At 72.3% G+C, this 17,567-nt stretch carries 11 protein-coding genes; 3 read left to right on the plus strand and 8 right to left on the minus strand.

The genetic code is table 11. From position 1 onward, the window contains the following. Positions 1-81: 81 nt before the first annotated feature. From ACSU6Z_RS10905 to ACSU6Z_RS10920, 4 genes are all read right to left on the minus strand, one after another. A complete protein-coding gene (locus ACSU6Z_RS10905) occupies positions 82-1,593 on the minus strand; it encodes a hypothetical protein (protein ID WP_437050262.1) in 1,512 nt (503 codons plus the stop codon). 174 nt (positions 1,594-1,767) lie between these two features. Beyond that, entirely contained in the window at positions 1,768-6,708 is a 4,941-nt protein-coding gene (locus tag ACSU6Z_RS10910; RefSeq protein WP_437044762.1) for an NAD-glutamate dehydrogenase, read from the minus strand. Between the two features lie 493 nt (positions 6,709-7,201). Further along, positions 7,202-7,876, minus strand: coding sequence for an HAD family hydrolase (locus ACSU6Z_RS10915; RefSeq protein ID WP_437044763.1), 675 nt, complete (start codon positions 7,874-7,876; stop codon positions 7,202-7,204). Between the two features lie 59 nt (positions 7,877-7,935). Further along, on the minus strand, positions 7,936-8,451 hold the full coding sequence (locus tag ACSU6Z_RS10920) for a DUF6912 family protein (RefSeq protein WP_437044764.1): 516 nt from the start codon (positions 8,449-8,451) through the stop codon (positions 7,936-7,938). A 295-nt stretch (positions 8,452-8,746) separates the two neighbouring features. On the opposite strand from ACSU6Z_RS10920, the gene ACSU6Z_RS10925 reads away from it, so the two are divergent. After that, a complete protein-coding gene (locus ACSU6Z_RS10925) occupies positions 8,747-9,376 on the plus strand; it encodes an Rv3235 family protein (protein ID WP_437044765.1) in 630 nt (209 codons plus the stop codon). Positions 9,377-9,503: 127 nt separating this feature from the next. Here the strand turns inward: ACSU6Z_RS10925 and secA are convergent, their stop codons facing one another. Further along, positions 9,504-12,329 carry a preprotein translocase subunit SecA gene (secA, locus tag ACSU6Z_RS10930; RefSeq protein WP_437044766.1) on the minus strand — a complete coding sequence of 942 codons (2,826 nt, stop codon included), beginning with the start codon at positions 12,327-12,329 and terminating at the stop codon, positions 9,504-9,506. Between the two features lie 278 nt (positions 12,330-12,607). Between secA and ACSU6Z_RS10935 the strand changes: the two genes are divergently transcribed. Then, positions 12,608-13,180, plus strand: coding sequence for a GNAT family N-acetyltransferase (locus ACSU6Z_RS10935; protein ID WP_437044767.1), 573 nt, complete (start codon positions 12,608-12,610; stop codon positions 13,178-13,180). Positions 13,181-13,252: 72 nt separating this feature from the next. Further along, complete coding sequence (locus tag ACSU6Z_RS10940) at positions 13,253-14,425, plus strand: winged helix-turn-helix domain-containing protein (RefSeq protein ID WP_437044768.1); 1,173 nt, start codon at positions 13,253-13,255, stop codon at positions 14,423-14,425. A gap of 28 nt (positions 14,426-14,453) precedes the next feature. Here the strand turns inward: ACSU6Z_RS10940 and ACSU6Z_RS10945 are convergent, their stop codons facing one another. From ACSU6Z_RS10945 to ACSU6Z_RS10955, 3 genes are all read right to left on the minus strand, one after another. Continuing rightward, entirely contained in the window at positions 14,454-15,200 is a 747-nt protein-coding gene (locus ACSU6Z_RS10945) for a response regulator (protein ID WP_437044769.1), read from the minus strand. Positions 15,201-15,405: 205 nt separating this feature from the next. Further along, on the minus strand, positions 15,406-16,098 hold the full coding sequence (gene hpf, locus ACSU6Z_RS10950) for a ribosome hibernation-promoting factor, HPF/YfiA family (RefSeq protein ID WP_437044770.1): 693 nt from the start codon (positions 16,096-16,098) through the stop codon (positions 15,406-15,408). Between the two features lie 312 nt (positions 16,099-16,410). Beyond that, on the minus strand, positions 16,411-17,412 hold the full coding sequence (locus ACSU6Z_RS10955; RefSeq protein ID WP_437044771.1) for a ComF family protein: 1,002 nt from the start codon (positions 17,410-17,412) through the stop codon (positions 16,411-16,413). Positions 17,413-17,567: the final 155 nt, after the last annotated feature.

A 17,567-nucleotide genomic window follows, 5' to 3' on the forward strand; every position in this document is an offset into this window, starting at 1 on the left:
CCCCGGCTCCGCCCGGCGCCCCTCGGGCCGGAATTCCGGCGCCCGCCCCCGCCGCGTTCCACTCATCCCGCGCGACGCCCCTCACCCGGCGCCGACGACCTCGTACAGCACCTGCCCGCCCGGCCCCCGGGCCACCTCCCTCAGTCCGGGCGCCGCCCGCAGCGCCGTCCCGCGGTCCACCACCCACCGCACGCCGTACTCCCGCGCGATCTCCCGCCGCTCGCCGCCCGGCGTGCCCGCCGCGAAGTACCGCCGCACCGCCGCCGCCCGCCGCTCCTCGTCCGGCAGGAAGAAGTCGGGGTAGCCGGGGGCCACGGTGTACGCCCCGTAGGCGGGGATCTGCCGGGACGGGAAGGTGCGGGCCATGACGACGTCCCCGTAGCGGACCCACGGCGTGATCCAGTGGTACCCCGCCCACGGCTGCCGGCACTTGGCCGCGACCGCTCCCGGCAGCGCGTCCCGCGCGACGACGTACCCGAGCGTGCCCGCCTGCGCCCACGCGCCGACGGCCAGCGCCCCGGCGAGCAGGCACGCCCACCCGGCCCGCACCGCTCGCCGGCCGGCCTCCACCGCCTCCAGCGCGGCGGCGAGCTGCGCCGGGATCAGCGCGGCGGGCAGCGCGCGCCCCCAGGAGTGGTGGCCGCTCAGCCCGCCGGCCGCGAACACCAGCAGGCCCAGGGCGAAGAACGGCACGAGCGGGTCGCGCCGGTCCCGCCGCCACCGCGGGACGAGGGCGGCCACCCCGAGCAGCACCAGCCCGAACCGGCCGGGCAGGCCGGAGTAGAGCGGCCGGTGCACCGCCTCCAGCCCGTCCCCGGCCCCGGACAGCGCGAAGAAGTCGTAGTACGGCCACAGCCACAGGACCACCCCGCCCGCCAGCAGACCGGCGCCGATCCGCGCTCCCACCGCCCGCGGGGGCCGCGCGGCGAGCACGGCGGCGAGGGCGCCCAGCGAGGCGACGACCCCGGAGAACTGGTGGCACAGCAGGATCACGGCCCACAGCGCCCCGAGTCCGAGCCACGTCCCCCACCCGGCCCGGTCGCCGCCGCGCAGGGCCCGCGCGAGCCGGGCCCAGAGGTGGAAGGCGAGCCCGAGGGCGAGCACGCTCGGGTACGCCACGGTCAGCGCCAGCGAGTGCAGCCCCCAGAAGCCGCTCCAGGCGAACGGCACCGTGCCCCAGAGCAGCGGCAGGCACAGCAGGGCGAGCGCGGGGGCCGCCCGGTGCGCGCTGAGGGTGCGCGTGTACCGCCACACACCCGTCACCAGCACCCCGAGCCCGGCCAGCGCGCCGAGGCGCAGCACGACGAAGACCGACCAGCCGCTCGCCCGGGCCACGGCGCCGAGCAGCAGCGTCCACGGCGAGTAGTAGGGGCTCGGCGTGTCCGCGTCGACCAGCGGGTTGCCGGGGTCGCGGAGACTGTGCCGCAGCCGTTCCACGGTCGCCGCGTGCATGCCGAGGTCACCCGCCCACGGCAGCCGCGCGATCACCAGGAGCAGCAGGAGAAGCAGGAGGCAGAGCACGAGCGCGGCGGCCGCCCGGGGAAGGGCCGCCGCGCGCGGCGGCGTGGTGCGCGTCGTGCCGGAACGCCCCATCACGCGGTCACTTTATCCGTTACGTCCGAATGGCGACGGGTGCGACAGGACGGTTCCGGTTCGTGGCCGCGAAGGCGGGGCGCCCCGGACCGCGGTGGTCCGGGGCGCCCTCGGCTCCGTGCGAGCCGGTACGTACGGGACGTACGCGCGGGGCACGTACGGGTCGGTACGGCGTTACGAATGCGTCCGCAGCAGCGTCCGCATGGTCCGCATCGCCACCGACAGGTTGGCGAGGTCGAACGTGTCGGAGCTCTGGATCTCCTCCAGGGTGGCGCGGGCCCGGCTGAGGATCGCCGCGTTCTTCTGCTCCCACACCTTGAAGCGCTGCCCGGGCGTCGAGCCGTCGTCACCCGCCGCCAGGACGTCGGCCGTGAGCGCCGCGTGGGCCGCGTACAGGTCCTCGCGGATCGCGGCGCGGGCCATGGACTGCCAGCGGTCGGCGCGGGGCAGGGCGCTGATGCGGTCCATCATCTGGGTGATGGTCAGCCGGTCGGCGAGGTCGTAGTAGACCTCGGCGACGTCCAGCGGCTCCTTGCCCATGCGGTCGGCCACCGAGACGATGTCGAGCGTCGGGAAGGCGGAGGAGAACCCGGCCACGCGGGTGGCCAGCTCGTCCGGGACGCCGGCGTCGGTCAGCTCGTCGTAGATGTGCTGGTACCACTCCTGGTCCGCGCCGCGCAGCAGCTTCGGCAGCTCCTGCCAGACCTGCTCGACGCGGTCGGCGAAGAAGTCGACCGTCTCGGCGAGCTGGAGCGGCTGCGGCCGGTTGTTGAGCAGCCAGCGCGTGCCCCGCTCGACCAGGCGGCGCGAGTGCAGCCGGATCCGGGTCTGGACCTCCGCCGCGACCTTGTTGTCCAGGCTCTCCACCGCGTCCCACACCGGGTAGGCGCGGAAGATCGCACGGGCCGCGGTCTGCGCCCGGACGATCTCCTCCAGGGAGGCGCCGGTCTCCTCCCGCAGCCGGTGCAGGTACGTCGTGCCGCCCGTGTTGACCGTGTCGTTGACCAGCACGGTCGTGGTGATCTCACGGCGCAGCGGGTGGGTGTCGATCCGGTCGCCGAACCGCTCGCGCAGCGCGGTCGGGAAGTAGGCGTGCAGCAGGCCCTTGAGGTACGGGTCGTCGGGCAGCGAGGTGTGCAGCAGCTCCTCGGCGACCGTGATCTTCGTGTAGGCCAGCAGGACGGCCGTCTCCGGGCCGGTCAGGCCCTGCCCGGAGCTGAGCCGCTCGCGGATCTGGCGGTCCGTGGGCAGGAACTCCAGGGCCCGGTTCAGGTGGCCCTCGCGCACCAGGTGCCGCATGAAGCGCTGCTGGGCGTGGAGCATGTCCTTGGACTGGGCGAGCGCGTTGGCGATCGCCGTGTTCTGCGCGTAGTTGTTGCGCAGCACCAGCCGGCCGACCTCGTCGGTCATCTCGGCGAGCAGCTTGTTGCGCTGCTTGACGGTCATGTCGCCGTCGGCCACGAGCCCGTTGAGCAGGATCTTGATGTTCACCTCGTGGTCGGAGGTGTCCACGCCCGCGCTGTTGTCGATGGCGTCGGTGTTGACCCGGCCGCCGTGCATCGCGAACTCGATCCGGCCGAGCTGGGTCAGGCCCAGGTTGCCGCCCTCGCCGACGACCTTGACCCGCAGGTCCCTGCCGTCGACGCGGATGGCGTCGTTGGCCTTGTCGCCGACGTCGCCGTGGGACTCGGCGGACGCCTTGACGTACGTGCCGATGCCGCCGTTCCACAGCAGGTCCACCGGCGCCTTGAGGATCGCCTTCATCAGGTCGGCCGGGGTCATCTTGGAGACCTTCTCCTCGATGCCCAGGGCCTCGCGGATGTGCGCGTTGACCGGGATCGCCTTGGCCGTACGGGGGAAGACGCCGCCGCCGGGCGAGAGCAGCGCGGTGTCGTAGTCCTCCCAGGAGGAGCGGGGCAGCGCGAACAGGCGGCGGCGCTCGGCGTAGGAGGTGGCCGCGTCCGGGTTCGGGTCGATGAAGATGTGCCGGTGGTCGAAGGCGGCGACCAGGCGGATGTGCTCGCTGAGCAGCATGCCGTTGCCGAACACGTCACCGGACATGTCGCCGATGCCGACGACCGTGAAGTCCTGGCTCTGGGTGTCCACGCCCAGCTCGCGGAAGTGCCGCTTGACGGACTCCCAGGCGCCGCGGGCGGTGATGCCCATGCCCTTGTGGTCGTACCCGGCCGAGCCGCCGGAGGCGAAGGCGTCGCCCAGCCAGAAGTCGTACTCCCCGGCGACCTCGTTGGCGATGTCCGAGAACGTCGCGGTGCCCTTGTCGGCGGCGACGACGAGGTAAGTGTCGTCCTCGTCGTGGCGGACGACGTCCTTCGGGGGCACGACCTCGCCGGCGACCATGTTGTCGGTGATGTCGAGCAGCGCCGAGATGAACGTCCTGTAGCTGGCGATGCCCTCCGCCAGCCAGGCGTCGCGGTCCGCGGACGGGTCCGGGAGCTGCTTGGCGACGAAGCCGCCCTTGGCGCCGACCGGCACGATGACGGTGTTCTTCACCATCTGCGCCTTGACCAGGCCGAGGATCTCGGTGCGGAAGTCCTCGCGCCGGTCGGACCAGCGCAGGCCGCCGCGCGCGACCTTGCCGAAGCGCAGGTGCACGCCCTCCACCCGCGGCGAGTACACCCAGATCTCGAACGCCGGGCGCGGCGCCGGCAGGTCGGGGATGGCCTGCGGGTCGAACTTCATGGAGACGTAGTCGTGCGGCCGGCCGGGCGCCGCCTCCTGGAAGAAGTTGGTGCGCAGCGTCGCCTTGATGACCGTGAGGAAGGACCGCAGGATGCGGTCCTCGTCCAGGCTCGCCACCTGGTCGAGGGCGGCGTCCAGCTCCTCCAGCAGGGCGTCGACGATCTCCCGTCCGGCGTGCTGCCGCTCCGGCGACATCCGCGCCTCGAACAGGGCGACGAGCAGCCGGGTGGTGTGGACGTTGTTGCGGAGGGTGTCCTCCATGTAGTCCTGGCTGAAGGTGGAGCCGGCCTGGCGCAGGTACTTGGCGTAGGCGCGCAGCACCATCGCCTGGCGCCAGGTCAGCCCGGCGCTCAGGACGAGGGCGTTGAAGCCGTCGTTCTCCGCCTTGCCGGTCCAGGTGGCGGCGAAGGCGTCCTGGAACCGCTCACGGGCGTCGTCGCCCAGGTAGTCGCCGTTGCCGGCGACCGCCTTGGGCATGCGCAGGCCGAAGTCGTAGATCCACGCCATCCTGCGGTCCGCGCAGCGCAGCTCGTAGGGCCGCTCGTCGGTGACCTCCACGCCGAGCCGGCTGAGCACCGGCAGCACGGCGGACAGGGAGACCGAACCGCCCTTCTGGTAGATCTTGAAGCGGCGCTCCTCGGGCCCGGCGCCCACCGGCTCGTACAGGCTGAGCGCGAACGTCCGGTCCTCGTCGAGCTGCTCCAGGTGGACGAGGTCGGCGACCGCGGCGCGCGGACTGTGGTCGGCCTTGTAGCCCTCGGGGAAGGCGTCGCCGTACCGGCGCGACAGCTCGGCGGAGCGCTCCTCGCCGAACTCCGCGTTCAGCGCCTCGGCGAACCCGTCGGCCCAGGAGCGGGCGGCCTCGGCGAGGCGGGCCTCGATGCGCTCCTTGTCGGCGTCGGACAGCTCGGACAGCTCGGTGCCCTGCGGGACGCGGACGACGAAGTGCAGCCGGGACAGGATCGACTCGGTGTTCCAGGCGGTGAAGTCGACGCTGGTGCCGCCGAGCTCCTCCTTCAGGATGTCGATGATCCGCAGTCGCACGCCGGTGGTGTAGCGGTCGCGGGGCAGGTAGACGAGGGCGGAGTAGTAGCGGCCGTACTCGTCCTGGCGCAGGTAGAGCCGCAGCCGGCGGCGCTCCTGGAGGTAGAGGACGGAGGTGGCGATGGCCTGCAGCTCGTCGGCCGGGGTCTGGAAGAGCTCGTCGCGCGGGTAGGTCTCCAGGATCTGCAGCAGGTCCCGCCCGTCGTGGCTGTTGGGCGAGAACCCGGCGCGCTCCAGCACTTCCTCCACCTTGCGCCGGATGACCGGGACGCGGCGCACGGACTCGGTGTACGCGGCGGAGGAGAACAGGCCGAGGAAGCGCCGCTCGCCGACGACGTCGCCGTTCTCGTCGAACTTCTTGACGCCGACGTAGTCCAGGTACGACGGCCGGTGCACGGTCGCCCGGCTGTTGGCCTTGGTCAGCACCAGCAGCCGGTGCTCGCGGGCCTTGGCGCGGGCGTCGGCGGACAGCCGCTCGAAGGAGGGGCTGACCGGGTGGTCGTCCTCACCGGCGTGGTGGGGGTCGGCGCGCAGGATGCCGAGGCCGGTGCCGGGCACGGCGGCGAGGGAGTCGTCGTCGCGCAGCTGGTACTCCCGGTACCCCAGGAACGTGAAGTGATCGTCCGCCAGCCAGTTCAGCAGCTCGGCGGCCTCCTCGACCTCCGCCGCCGGAAGGTCGCCGGGGAGGGGCTCCTTGGACAGCGAGTCGGCGAGGCGCGTCGCGGCGTCCCGCATCTTGCCCCAGTCCTCCACGGCCTCGCGGACGTCGGACAGGACGCGCAGCAGGTCGGCGGTGATCTGCTTCAGGTCGGCGCGGTCGGTCTCGCGGTCGATCTCGACGTGGATCCAGGACTCGACGTGCGCGTCGTGCGGGAGGTCGTCGGAGGGCGGGGTGGCGAGCACCTCGATCAGCTTGCCGCTGACGTCGCGCCGCACCGTGAACTGCGGGTGGACGACGACGTGGATGCCGCGCCCCTGCCGGGTCAGCTCGTTGGTCACGGAGTCGACGAGGAACGGCATGTCGTCCATCACCGCCTCCACGACGGTGTGGCTGCAGGTCCAGCCGTTCTCCTCCACCGTCGGGGTGTGGACCCGCACGTTGGCGGTGCCCTGCGGGCGGTTCTCCGCCAGCCGGTAGTGCGAGACGGCGGCTCCGAAGACGTCGACCGGATCGCGGCCGGTGAGGTCCTCCGGGGCGGTGTGCAGGTAGTAGCGCTGGAGGAACGCGAGCACGGATTCGCGATCCGGGGTGTCCGGGGTGCCCTCGCTCGTCGTCCCGGTCGGTAGGTGGCCCCCGACCGGGCTGTTCTCAGCTACCCGGGCGGCCCTTTCGAGCAACTCGGCCTTGGCTTCGTCCAGCTTGGTCTGCATTGTCCTCTGGCTCCTGTCGCGCGCCGTTGCGTGACGTAGAAGGAAGTACGGTCTCCCGCCTTCCGGCGCAACGCCTCGACCCGGGGTTTCCGGTCTGCTCCGACGCTATGCCGCAAGACGAGATGAGCGGGGGCGTATCAGCCATTTTCGACACGCTCGCCGGAAAGGACACCGCACACGGCGCCGTCGTCGTCCGGGGAGTGCTCGGCGTCCGGGGAGTCCTCGACGCCCCGTCCCGCCCGCGAGGACCAGCGAGTGCCGCCCGGTCACGGATGCCCACCGTGCTCACCGGGCGCAGGGCGGAGGCACCGGTGCCCCCGCGGACTATCGCGCTGATCACGCCCCAAGGCTATCGCTCCCGGCGGGGGGCCCGTCATGAGCCGTATGTGTACAAAACAGGGGGTGGAAGTTTGACGTTCTGCACAGGGACGCGGCGGGCCGGTCCGGCGTATCCGCGAGGGGACGGGCGGTGACGCCCGTCCCCTCGCGGGCCTCACGCCGCCAGCCGCTCCGCCTCCGCGACCGCCTCCCCCAGCGTGTCCACCACCGGCACCCCCGCCGACTCCAGACTGGCCCGGCTGTGCGAGCCCCCGGTGTACAGCACGGCCCGCGCCCCCACGTGCCGGGCGGCCACCGCGTCGTCGGCGGCGTCCCCGATCACCACCGTCCGCGCGGGGTCCACGCCGTTCACCACGGCCAGGGCCGCCAGGTGCCGCACCATGTGCTCGGCCTTGCTGCCGCCGGAGGGCCCGGTCCGCCCGTCGATCCGCAGGAAGTGCGCCTCGATCCCGAACCCGCGCACCAGCGGGACCAGCTCCTCGTGCCCGTACATGCTGAGGATCGACTGGCTGCGCCCCGCCGACCGCCAGGCCGTGAGCAGCTCCGCCGCGCCCTCGGCCAGTCCGCAGCGCACCCGGTGCTCGGTGTAGTGCCGGTGGAAGGTCCGGTCCATGACCTCCCACTCGGCGTCACTGGGCAGCCGCCCCAGCAGCCGCTCGTAGAACTTCGGCACCGGCACGCAGTACATGGCCCGGTACTCCTCCAGCGTGATGGGCTCCAGGCCCAGCTCGGCGAAGGCCGCGTTCGTCGCCCCGATGATCGCGTCGTTGTCGTGGAACAGCGTCCCGTTCCAGTCCCACACGATGTGCGCGGCTGTCTGCATCCCCATGTCCGACAACGTACCCGCCGCCACCGGCGGTCAGGGGATCACCGGGACGCCGAGGCGGGTCAGCCGGCGGTTCCCACCAGGTTCGGGATCTCCTGCGTCGCGTACCACAGCAGTTCGTGGTCCTCGGCGCCGTCCACGACGAACTGCGCGTCGTCGTCCCCGGCGTCCGCCGCCTTCAGCGCCTCGGCGGCGGCGGCCACGTCGGCCTCCGCGTCGTCCGCGTCGACGTGCACCGAGGCGGCCTTCGCCAGGGGTACGGCGCCGGCGACCCGCACCTCGCCGAGCGCGGCCGGGTCGAGTCCCCGGTCGGGGTCGGCGCTCGCCGCTTTGTCGGGCACGTCGACGGCGACCACGACGCGGCGCCGCGGCGCGGCGGGGTCGGCGGCCAGCAGCCGCAGCGAGGCCAGCGCGGCGCGGCTCAGCGCCGCGTACTCCAGTTCCTCGATGTCGTCGGACAGGTACCACTCGCGCAGGGCGGGCGTGACGGCGTACGCCACGAGCGGCGCGGCCTCCAGCTCGCCCGTCCTGTACGCCTCGGCGAGGCCGGGGAGGGTCAGGGGGACGTAGACGCGCATGAGTGGCCGCTTTCGTGGTCGGGGCTCCGCTGCAAGGGCCTTCAGGATACGTGCGGATGTCCCCTTTCGGGGTCGTGGCCGTGACGCCCGGGGCGTCCACCTCCGGCCCGGATTTCACCCGGTACGGCCGTGCGGTACCGGGCTCCCCCGGCGGCCGGCCACCCGGATAGGTGAATCCCTCCCCCACCCCCGTCCGGCCGCCCGCCCCCTTGCCGCCGCGCCGCGCCACCCCGTACAAGATCCCCACCACGAAGTTACCGCCCGGTATCCACCGGGCCGCCGAACGGGGACTCCCATGCACAAGGTCATGACCAGGGCCCACCAGCGCTCCGGCGGCGCCCGCCCGTCCAACCGCCGCGACCCTCGCCGTCCGGGTACCGCTCCGTCCCGCGCGCCCGGCTCGGGCACCCCGCCCCGCACGCCGGACGGAGGCGCGCCGCGCACCGCCGCCGGCGGCGGCCGCCGGCCGGACTCCCCCGGCGAGCCGCCGCGCGTCCGTGCCAGGCCCCTGGACACCCGTCCGCCGACGGTCCGGGAAGCGGGCCCGGCCGCCCCCGCCCGGCTCCCCCGCGGCCCCCTTCCGCAGCCCCGGCCCACCGACGTGTTCGCCGAGCGGCTCCTCGGCGTCCTCAGCGGTCTGCGCCCCGTCCACTCGATGCTCCGGCACACCGCCGGACGCGCCTACGACGAACTGGTGTGGCTCGCCGAACACCACCCGCTGCGCACGCGCGGCACCCGCCCCGTGGTCCGGGACATCGGCTGGTTCGAGCCCCGCCCGGGTGCCGTGGAGGTCTTCGCGCGCATCGGCACCGGCGACCGGCTGCGCGCCCTGGCCTTCCGCCTGGAACGCGGCCGGGACCTGCGCTGGCGCTGCACGGCCGTCGAACTGGGCGGCCCCCGCATGCCCCGCGCCGACGACGCCTGAACCGGCGCGGCCCGCCCCGGACCGCACCGGACCGCACCGGGCGGGCCCGGACGAGCCGAAGGGCCGGGCGCCCCGAGGGGACCCGGCCCTTGCCCGCCCTACGGCGCCGACGGCGCCGACGGCGCCGTCACTTCTTGCGGCGCCGGCCGCCTCCCTTGGCCTGCTTGCGGCGCTCCGCGCGCGTGAGGCCGTCGGCCGGGGAGCGCACCGGCTCGTCCTCGGGGGTGACGTCGCGCTCGATGACGCCGCCCTCGCCGTCCACGGTCGGCGCGGTCAGGTGCAGGTTCCGCCGCTGCGGAGCGTCGAGCCCCTTGGCGCGGATCTCCGGGCGGCTGCCCGCCTGGGCCGGCACCGCGTCCCGCGGCGCCTTCTCCAGGGACGTCGACGGCTTCACGTCCTCGACCGGAACCTCCTCGACCTGCTGCTCGACCTGGACCTCCAGGTTGAACAGGTAGCCGACGGACTCCTCCTTGATGCCGTCCATCATGGCCTGGAACATGTCGAAGCCCTCGCGCTGGTACTCGACCAGCGGGTCCTTCTGCGCCATCGCGCGCAGGCCGATGCCCTCCTGGAGGTAGTCCATCTCGTAGAGGTGCTCGCGCCACTTGCGGTCCAGGACCGACAGCACGACCCGGCGCTCCAGCTCCCGCATGATCTCGGAGCCGAGCTGCTCCTCACGCGCCTCGTACTGCCGCTGGATGTCGTCCTTGATGGACTCGGCGATGAACTCGGCGGTCAGGCCGGCCCGGTCGCCGGCCGCCTCCTCCAGCTCCTCGATGGTCACGCTCACCGGGTACAGCTGCTTGAACGCGCCCCACAGCCGGTCCAGGTCCCAGTCCTCCGGGAAGCCCTCGGAGGTCTCGGCCTGGACGTAGGCGTCGATGGTGTCGTTCATGAAGTGCTGGATCTGCTCCTGCAGGTCCTCGCCCTCCAGGACGCGGCGCCGCTCGCCGTAGATGACCTCGCGCTGCCGGTTGAGGACCTCGTCGTACTTCAGGACGTTCTTGCGGGTCTCGAAGTTCTGCTGCTCGACCTGCGACTGGGCGGAGGCGATGGCGCGCGTGACCATCTTGTTCTCGATCGGCACGTCGTCGGGGACGTTCGCCATCGACATCACGCGCTCGACCATCTGGGCCTTGAACAGGCGCATCAGGTCGTCGCCGAGGGAGAGGTAGAAGCGGGACTCGCCGGGGTCGCCCTGACGGCCGGAGCGGCCGCGCAGCTGGTTGTCGATCCGGCGGGACTCGTGCCGCTCGGTACCCAGCACGTAGAGGCCGCCGAGGCGCTCGACCTCCTCCTTCTCGGCCTTCACGGCCTCCTCGGCGCGCTTGAGCGCCTCGGGCAGGGCGGCGGCCCATTCCTCGATGTGCTCCTCGGGGTCGAGGCCGCGCTGGCGCAGCTCCGCCTCGGCGAGGTCCTCGGGGTTGCCGCCGAGCTTGATGTCCGTACCGCGGCCGGCCATGTTGGTGGCCACCGTCACGGCGCCCTTGCGGCCGGCCTGGGCGACGATCTGCGCCTCGCGGTCGTGCTGCTTGGCGTTGAGCACCTCGTGCTGGATGCCGCGCTTGCTGAGCTGCTGGGAGAGGTACTCGGACTTCTCCACGGAGGTGGTGCCGACGAGGATCGGCTGGCCCTTCCTGTGCTTCTCCTCGATGTCGTCGACGACCGCCTCGAACTTGGCGACCTCGGTGCGGTAGATCAGGTCCGACTGGTCCTTGCGGATCATCGGCTTGTTGGTCGGGATCGGGACCACGCCGAGCTTGTAGATCTGGTGGAACTCGGCGGCCTCGGTCATCGCCGTACCGGTCATGCCGGAGAGCTTGTTGTAGAGGCGGAAGAAGTTCTGGAGGGTGATCGTGGCGAGCGTCTGGTTCTCGTCCTTGATCTCCACCCCTTCCTTCGCCTCGATCGCCTGGTGCATGCCCTCGTTGTAGCGGCGGCCGGCGAGGATACGGCCGGTGTGCTCGTCGACGATCATGACTTCGCCGTCGATGACGACGTAGTCCTTGTCCTTCTTGAAGAGCTCCTTGGCCTTGATGGCGTTGTTCAGGTAGCCGACCAGCGGGGTGTTCACCGACTCGTAGAGGTTGTCGATGCCCAGCCAGTCCTCGACCTTGGCGACACCGGCCTCGTGGATGGCGACCGTGCGCTTCTTCTCGTCGACGTCGTAGTCGCCGGTCTCCTCCAGGCCCTTGAGGGGGTTGCCGGGCTCGCCGCGCTTGAGGCGCTTGACCAGCTTGGCGAAGTCGCCGTACCACTTGGTGGCCTGGTCGGCCGGGCCGGAGATGATCAGCGGCGTACGGGCCTCGTCGATGAGGATGGAGTCGACCTCGTCGACGATGGCGAAGTTGTGGCCGCGCTGGACGAGCTCGTCCTTGGACCACGCCATGTTGTCGCGCAGGTAGTCGAAGCCGAACTCGTTGTTCGTGCCGTACGTGATGTCGCACGCGTACATCTCGCGGCGCTGGGCCGGCGTCATGCTGGCGAGGATGCAGCCGACGTTCAGGCCCAGGAACTTGTGGACGCGGCCCATCATCTCGGAGTCGCGCTCGGCCAGGTAGTCGTTGACCGTGACGATGTGCACGCCGTCGCCGGAGAGGGCGTTGAGGTAGGCGGGCAGCGTGCCGACGAGGGTCTTGCCCTCACCGGTCTTCATCTCGGCCACGTAGCCCATGTGCAGGGCGGCGCCGCCCATCAGCTGCACGTCGTAGTGGCGCTGGCCCAGGACGCGCTTGGCGGCCTCGCGGACGGTGGCGAACGCCTCGGGCAGCAGGTCGTCCAGGCTCTCACCGTCGGCGTAGCGCTGCCTGTACTCGTCGGTGAGGGCCCGCAGCTCGGCGTCGGAGAGGTCGACGAAGTCCTCTTCGATGGAGTTGACCTGGTCCGCGATGCGGTGCAGCTTGCGCAGGATCTTGCCTTCGCCTGCACGCATGATCTTCGAGAGGACGGACACGGGGGTTGGTCTCCTTGCCGGTCGGGCCTGGGACGGTCGGTTTCCGTTTTACGTGAGTGAGCAACGGCCATCGTATGCGAGGACCCCGTCGCCCCGGGAGGCCTGCCGCGAGGGACCGTCCGCTGCCACATGTCGCTTCCTGTCTGCTTTCGGAAAGGACAACGGGCGGGGCCCGCGGATGGTGCCGCGTCCCGCCGCCGAATTCCGCGAAACGTGACCCGCCGCTCACACCCGGCGAGGAGATGGCTTCCTCCCCGGTCGGCGCGGAGAATCGCCCGATGGACCCCGTCACGCTCACCACCGGCCGCCTCCTGCTGCGCACGGTCGGCCCGCAGGACGCGGAGGCCGTGTACGCCGCCTGCCAGAACCCCGCCATCCAGCGCTGGACCACGATCCCGTCGCCGTACCTGCGTGAACACGCGCGGCTCCTCACCGAGCGGCTGGCCCCCGACGGCTGGGCGAACGGCTCGGTGTTCACCTTCGGCGCGTTCCTGCCCCGCGGGGAACTGGCGGCCGTGCTCAGCGTGACCATGCACCCCCCGGGCGCGGGGGAGATCGGTTTCTGGGGGGTCCGGGAGCACCGCGGCCACGGTTACGTCACCGAGGGCGTCCGCGCCGTCTGCCACTGGGCGTTCACCCGTCTGGCGATCGACCGGGTGGAATGGCGCGCCGAGGCCGGCAACACCGCCTCCCGCGCGGTGGCGCGCCGGGCCGGTTTCACCCTGGAGGGCACCCTGCGCTCCGCGATCGACAACAAGGGCGTACGCCGGGACTGCTGGGTGGGCTCCCTGCTGCCCTGCGACCTCGGCCTGCCGTCGACGGTGCCCTACGTGCCCGTGCGTTCCCGGTGACCGCGGGCGGTGCCACCGCCCCCCTGCCGAACGCGCCCCCGCTGTCAGTCCCACCCTCTAATGTGCGAAGGCATGACGACCCCGCGCCCCACCGCAGAGCTCTCCGCAGACGAGGCCCGCCGCATCGCCCTGCGGGCCCAAGGCCTCCTCGGTGCCCCCGACCGACGCTCGGGCGTCCGCGGCGTCCTGCGCCGGCTGGGCGCGGTCCAGCTCGACACCATCTCGGTCCTCGCCCGCTCCCACGAGCTCGTCCCGTACGCCCGTCTGGGCGCGGTGGGCCGCGGGACCGTCGAGGACGCCTACTGGAAGGACACGCACGCCTTCGAGTACTGGTCGCACGCCGCGTGCGTCCTGCCCATCGAGGAGTGGCCGCACTTCGCCTTCCGCCGCCGCGCCTACCGGAACCGCCCGCACTGGAACCACGAGCTCCCGGAGGGCGCCTACGACCAGGTCGTCAAGCAGCTGCGCGCCGAAGGGCCGCTCACGGCGACCGAGTTGGGCGGCGCCAAGCGGACCAGCGAGTGGTGGGACTGGTCCGTCTCCAAGATCGCCGTCGAACGCGCCCTGATGTACGGCGAGGTGGTGTGCGTCGAACGCCGCGGCTGGAAGCGGGTGTACGACCTCGCCGAACGCGCGGTTCCGGAGCACTTGCTGCACGACGAGCTGGACGACGCCGAGTGCCTGCGCCGGCTGGTCCGGCTGGCCGGACAGGCCCTGGGCGTCGGCACCCGTGCCGACATCGCGGACTATCACCGGCTCAAGGGGGAGCAGGTCGACGCGGTGATCGCCGACTCGGGGCTGGTCCCGGTCACGGTGGAGGGCTGGGGCAGACCGGCCTGGGCCGACCCCGCGGCCCTGGCGTCTTCCCCGCGCGGCCGGCACCGCACGACGCTGCTGTCGCCGTTCGACTCCCTCGTGTGGGAGCGGGCGCGCACGGAACGCCTCTTCGGGTTCACCCACCGTCTGGAGGCCTACGTCCCCAAGCCCAAGCGGGTGTACGGCTACTTCGCGATGCCGGTCCTCGCCGGTGGCCGTCTCGTCGGCCGGGTGGACCCGGCCCGCGAGGGGCGCACCCTGGTGGCCAGGCAGGTGACGCTGGACGGCCCGAAGGCGGCCCGGGCGGTGGCGCAGGCCCTGGTCGAGGCGGCGGGCTGGGTGGGCTGCGCGAACGTCCGTGTGGAGCGGGTCGACGCTCCGGAGCTGCGTGATTCCCTGGTGCGGGAACTGGCCCGCCTCCTGGCCTGAGTCGCCCGGAGCACCCGGGCCACCCGGATCAGCGGATCTCGAGGATCTTCTCCCGCATCGCGTACACGACGGCCTCCATCCTGGAGTGCAGCTGCAGTTTCTCCAGGATGTTGCGCACGTGGTTCTTGACGGTGTTCTCGGAGATGAACAGCTCCTTGGCGATGTCCCGGTTGTTCTTCCCCGTGGCCACCAGCTTCAGGACCTCCAGCTCGCGGTCGGTCAGCCGCGGGGCGGGCACCAGCCGTCGCTCGTCGGTCCGCTGGATCATCGACTTGAACTCGGTGAGCAGCTTCGACGCCATCGAGGGGCTGATCTGCGACTGCCCGTCGGCCACCGCGCGAATGGCGGTGGCCACCTCGTCGGTGGAGATCTCCTTGAGGAGGTAGCCGGTCGCGCCCGCCTTGATCGCGTCGTAGAGGTCGGCCTCCTCGTCGCTGATCGTCAGCATGATGATCCTGGCGCTGGGGGCCACCTCCTTGATGGAGGTGCAGGCCTCGATCCCGCCCCGCTTCGGCATCCGCACGTCCATCAGCACGATGTCGGGCAGCAGGTCGGCGGCCTTCTCGACGGCCTCGGCTCCGTCGCCGGCCTCACCGACGACCTGGATGTCCTCCTCGGCCGCGAGCACGATCTCCAGGCCACGGCGGAACAGGGCGTGGTCGTCGACGACCAGGACCCTGATCGGCTCCTCGCGCGCAGAGCCCGCCTCCGGGCCCATGCCGACGACACCTTCGCCCGTGTCCTCGTCCCGCATCGGTCCGAAGCTGTCCGCCATGGTTCCTCCCCCTGAAGGCTGTGGCCTGTGGTCATGAGCCATCGCCAACGCAAGGCAACGACCCACCGGTTGAGCCGTTGCGGCCATGATTTCATGCCCGGACGGCACCGGGGTGACGCAGCAGTGTGCGACGGGGGCGCACGCGGGTGCCCCTGGGGGCGCACACGCTCTCCAGGGGCACCGGTCCTCGTGTCACCCGGCGCGGTCAGCCGCCGAGCACTCCGCCCGCCTCGGGAGAGGGCGCCTGGGTGACCATCGTGTCCGTCCTGAGGTGGATCACGCCGTAGTCGTACGCGTGCCGCCGGTAGACGACGCTGGGCTCCTTGGTCTCGGAGTCGACGAACAGATAGAAGTCGTGCCCGACCAGCTCCATCTCGTAGAGCGCCTGGTCGAGGGTCATCGGCGCGGCCACGTGGGTCTTCTCGCGGACGACGAGGGGGCCTTCGCCCTGGACCTCCAGCGAGCCGATCCTCTTGGTGGGCACGCCGCCCTGGTCCTCCTGCGGGACGACGGCGCCCGTTCCGTCGAGCGTCGCCGCGTCCGGGACGTGGTCGGCGACCTCGGCCGCCGGGATCCGGCGCGCGCCGCGCCGCGAGAAACGCTTGTCGTGCTGCTTGCGCAGCCGCGCGTCCAGCTTCTCCGCCGCCAGGTCGAGCGCCGCGTACGGATCGCTCGCCGCCGCCTCCGCCCGGATCACCGGACCGCGGGAGCGGAGGGTGATCTCCACCCGGTCGCAGCGGTCGGCCTGTCGGGGGTTGGGCTCCTTGGACACCTCGACGTCGAGGCTGATCACCTTGCCATCGAGCTTCTGGATCTTGTCCAGCTTCAGCTTGTCGGCCACGTGCTTCCGGAACCGCTCGGGCACCTCGGTCTTGCGGCCCTTGACGACGATGTCCACGCAGAACTCCGTTCCCGGATCACTCCGCTCCGACGGCGGAGCATCTCCCTTTTGCACCAGGTCCCGATGAGCCCCGGGACCTCGGACTCGATGACTTCCGCCTCCTCCCCCGTAGGCAAGATCTGCATTCCACCGGTGCGGGTGATAATGAGGAATTCCCACGGCCGGCATTCCGATATGAGGGGTGTGGCCTGCGGCTTTCCCTCTCACCGAACATATCTCGCCCGGACGGATGTCGTCACCCTCTTCTTCGCCGTACCTCCGTTCAGGTGAATTCAATCCGTCATTACCTGCAACGAAAACGCCGGTCGATCAGTTCCAGTTCATTTCGAAAGGGTTCGGTGACGACGCGACCACAGCCGCGCACGTGACACGGCGGACCGCCTCGCCGACCCCGTCCACGCCCGCCCTCTCCGGTGCGGCGGGCCACCGGTTCGTCCTTTCTTCCGGCGCCATGTCCCTCCGTTCCCCTCTGCCTTCCCCCATCGCTCGCGAATACACGGCCGCCGGCCCCGCCGGGTGCGGGTCCGGTCCCGCGGTCCGTTCCCACGGGGCCGCGTCCTGTCCCGCCGTCCCCTCCGGCCCGCCCGCCGACGCCCGCACGGCACGCGCCGCCTCCGCCAGGGAGGCCCCGGTCGTCATCAGGTCGTCCACGAGCACGACGGCACCGGCACCGCGCAGCAGCCGGCCGGCACCCGGCGCCACCACGAGGGCGCCCGCGAGGTTGTCCCGCCGCCGCCTGGAGTCGAGCCCCGACTGATCGGCCACGGCACGCCGCTGCCGCAGCGCCGTGAGCACCCGGGCGGGCGTCCCCGACCTCCGCAGCTCCCCCGCCGCGGCGAGGGCGATCCGCCGCGCCGGGTCGTGCCCTCGCGCCCGCACCGCCCGCCGGGCGGAGGGCACGGGAACGAGCAGCACGGCCCCCGCGCCGGCCCCCGCCTCCCGGCGTCCGGCGCTCCCGGCCCCGTACGCCCGTTCCCGCACCGTGTCCCCCGCCCCGTACGCCCGTTCCCGCGCCGTGTCCCGCAGCCCGGCGCGCACGGCCCCCGCCAGCGCCGCGCCGAGCGGCCCCGCGAGCGCCAGCACGCCCCGCTCCTTGTGGGCGAGCAACACCGCCCGCACCTCGTCCGCGTACCGGGCCGCCGCGTACACCGCCGGCAGCCCGGGCGGCTCCGGCACCGGCCGCACCCGGCGCGGCGCGGCCCCGCTCAGAGCGGCACGGCACCGCGGGCAGAGCACCGCGCGCGCCCTGCCGCAGCCTCCGCACTCGGCCGGCAGCACCAGATCGGCCAGGTCACGCCACCACCCCCGCATGCCCACCACTGTGCCGACACCGGCACCGCCCGGCCAGCCCTGTGGAAAACCGGCGGCCATCGCCCGTCACCACCTGTGGAAAACCGGACGCCTCGGCAGCCCCGGCGGTCCTGGACGCCCCGGACACCCCGGCAGCCGGGAAGCCCGGCCGGCGC

It is taken from the genome of Streptomyces sp. enrichment culture (genome assembly GCF_964273145.1).
Taxonomy (GTDB): domain Bacteria; phylum Actinomycetota; class Actinomycetes; order Streptomycetales; family Streptomycetaceae; genus Streptomyces.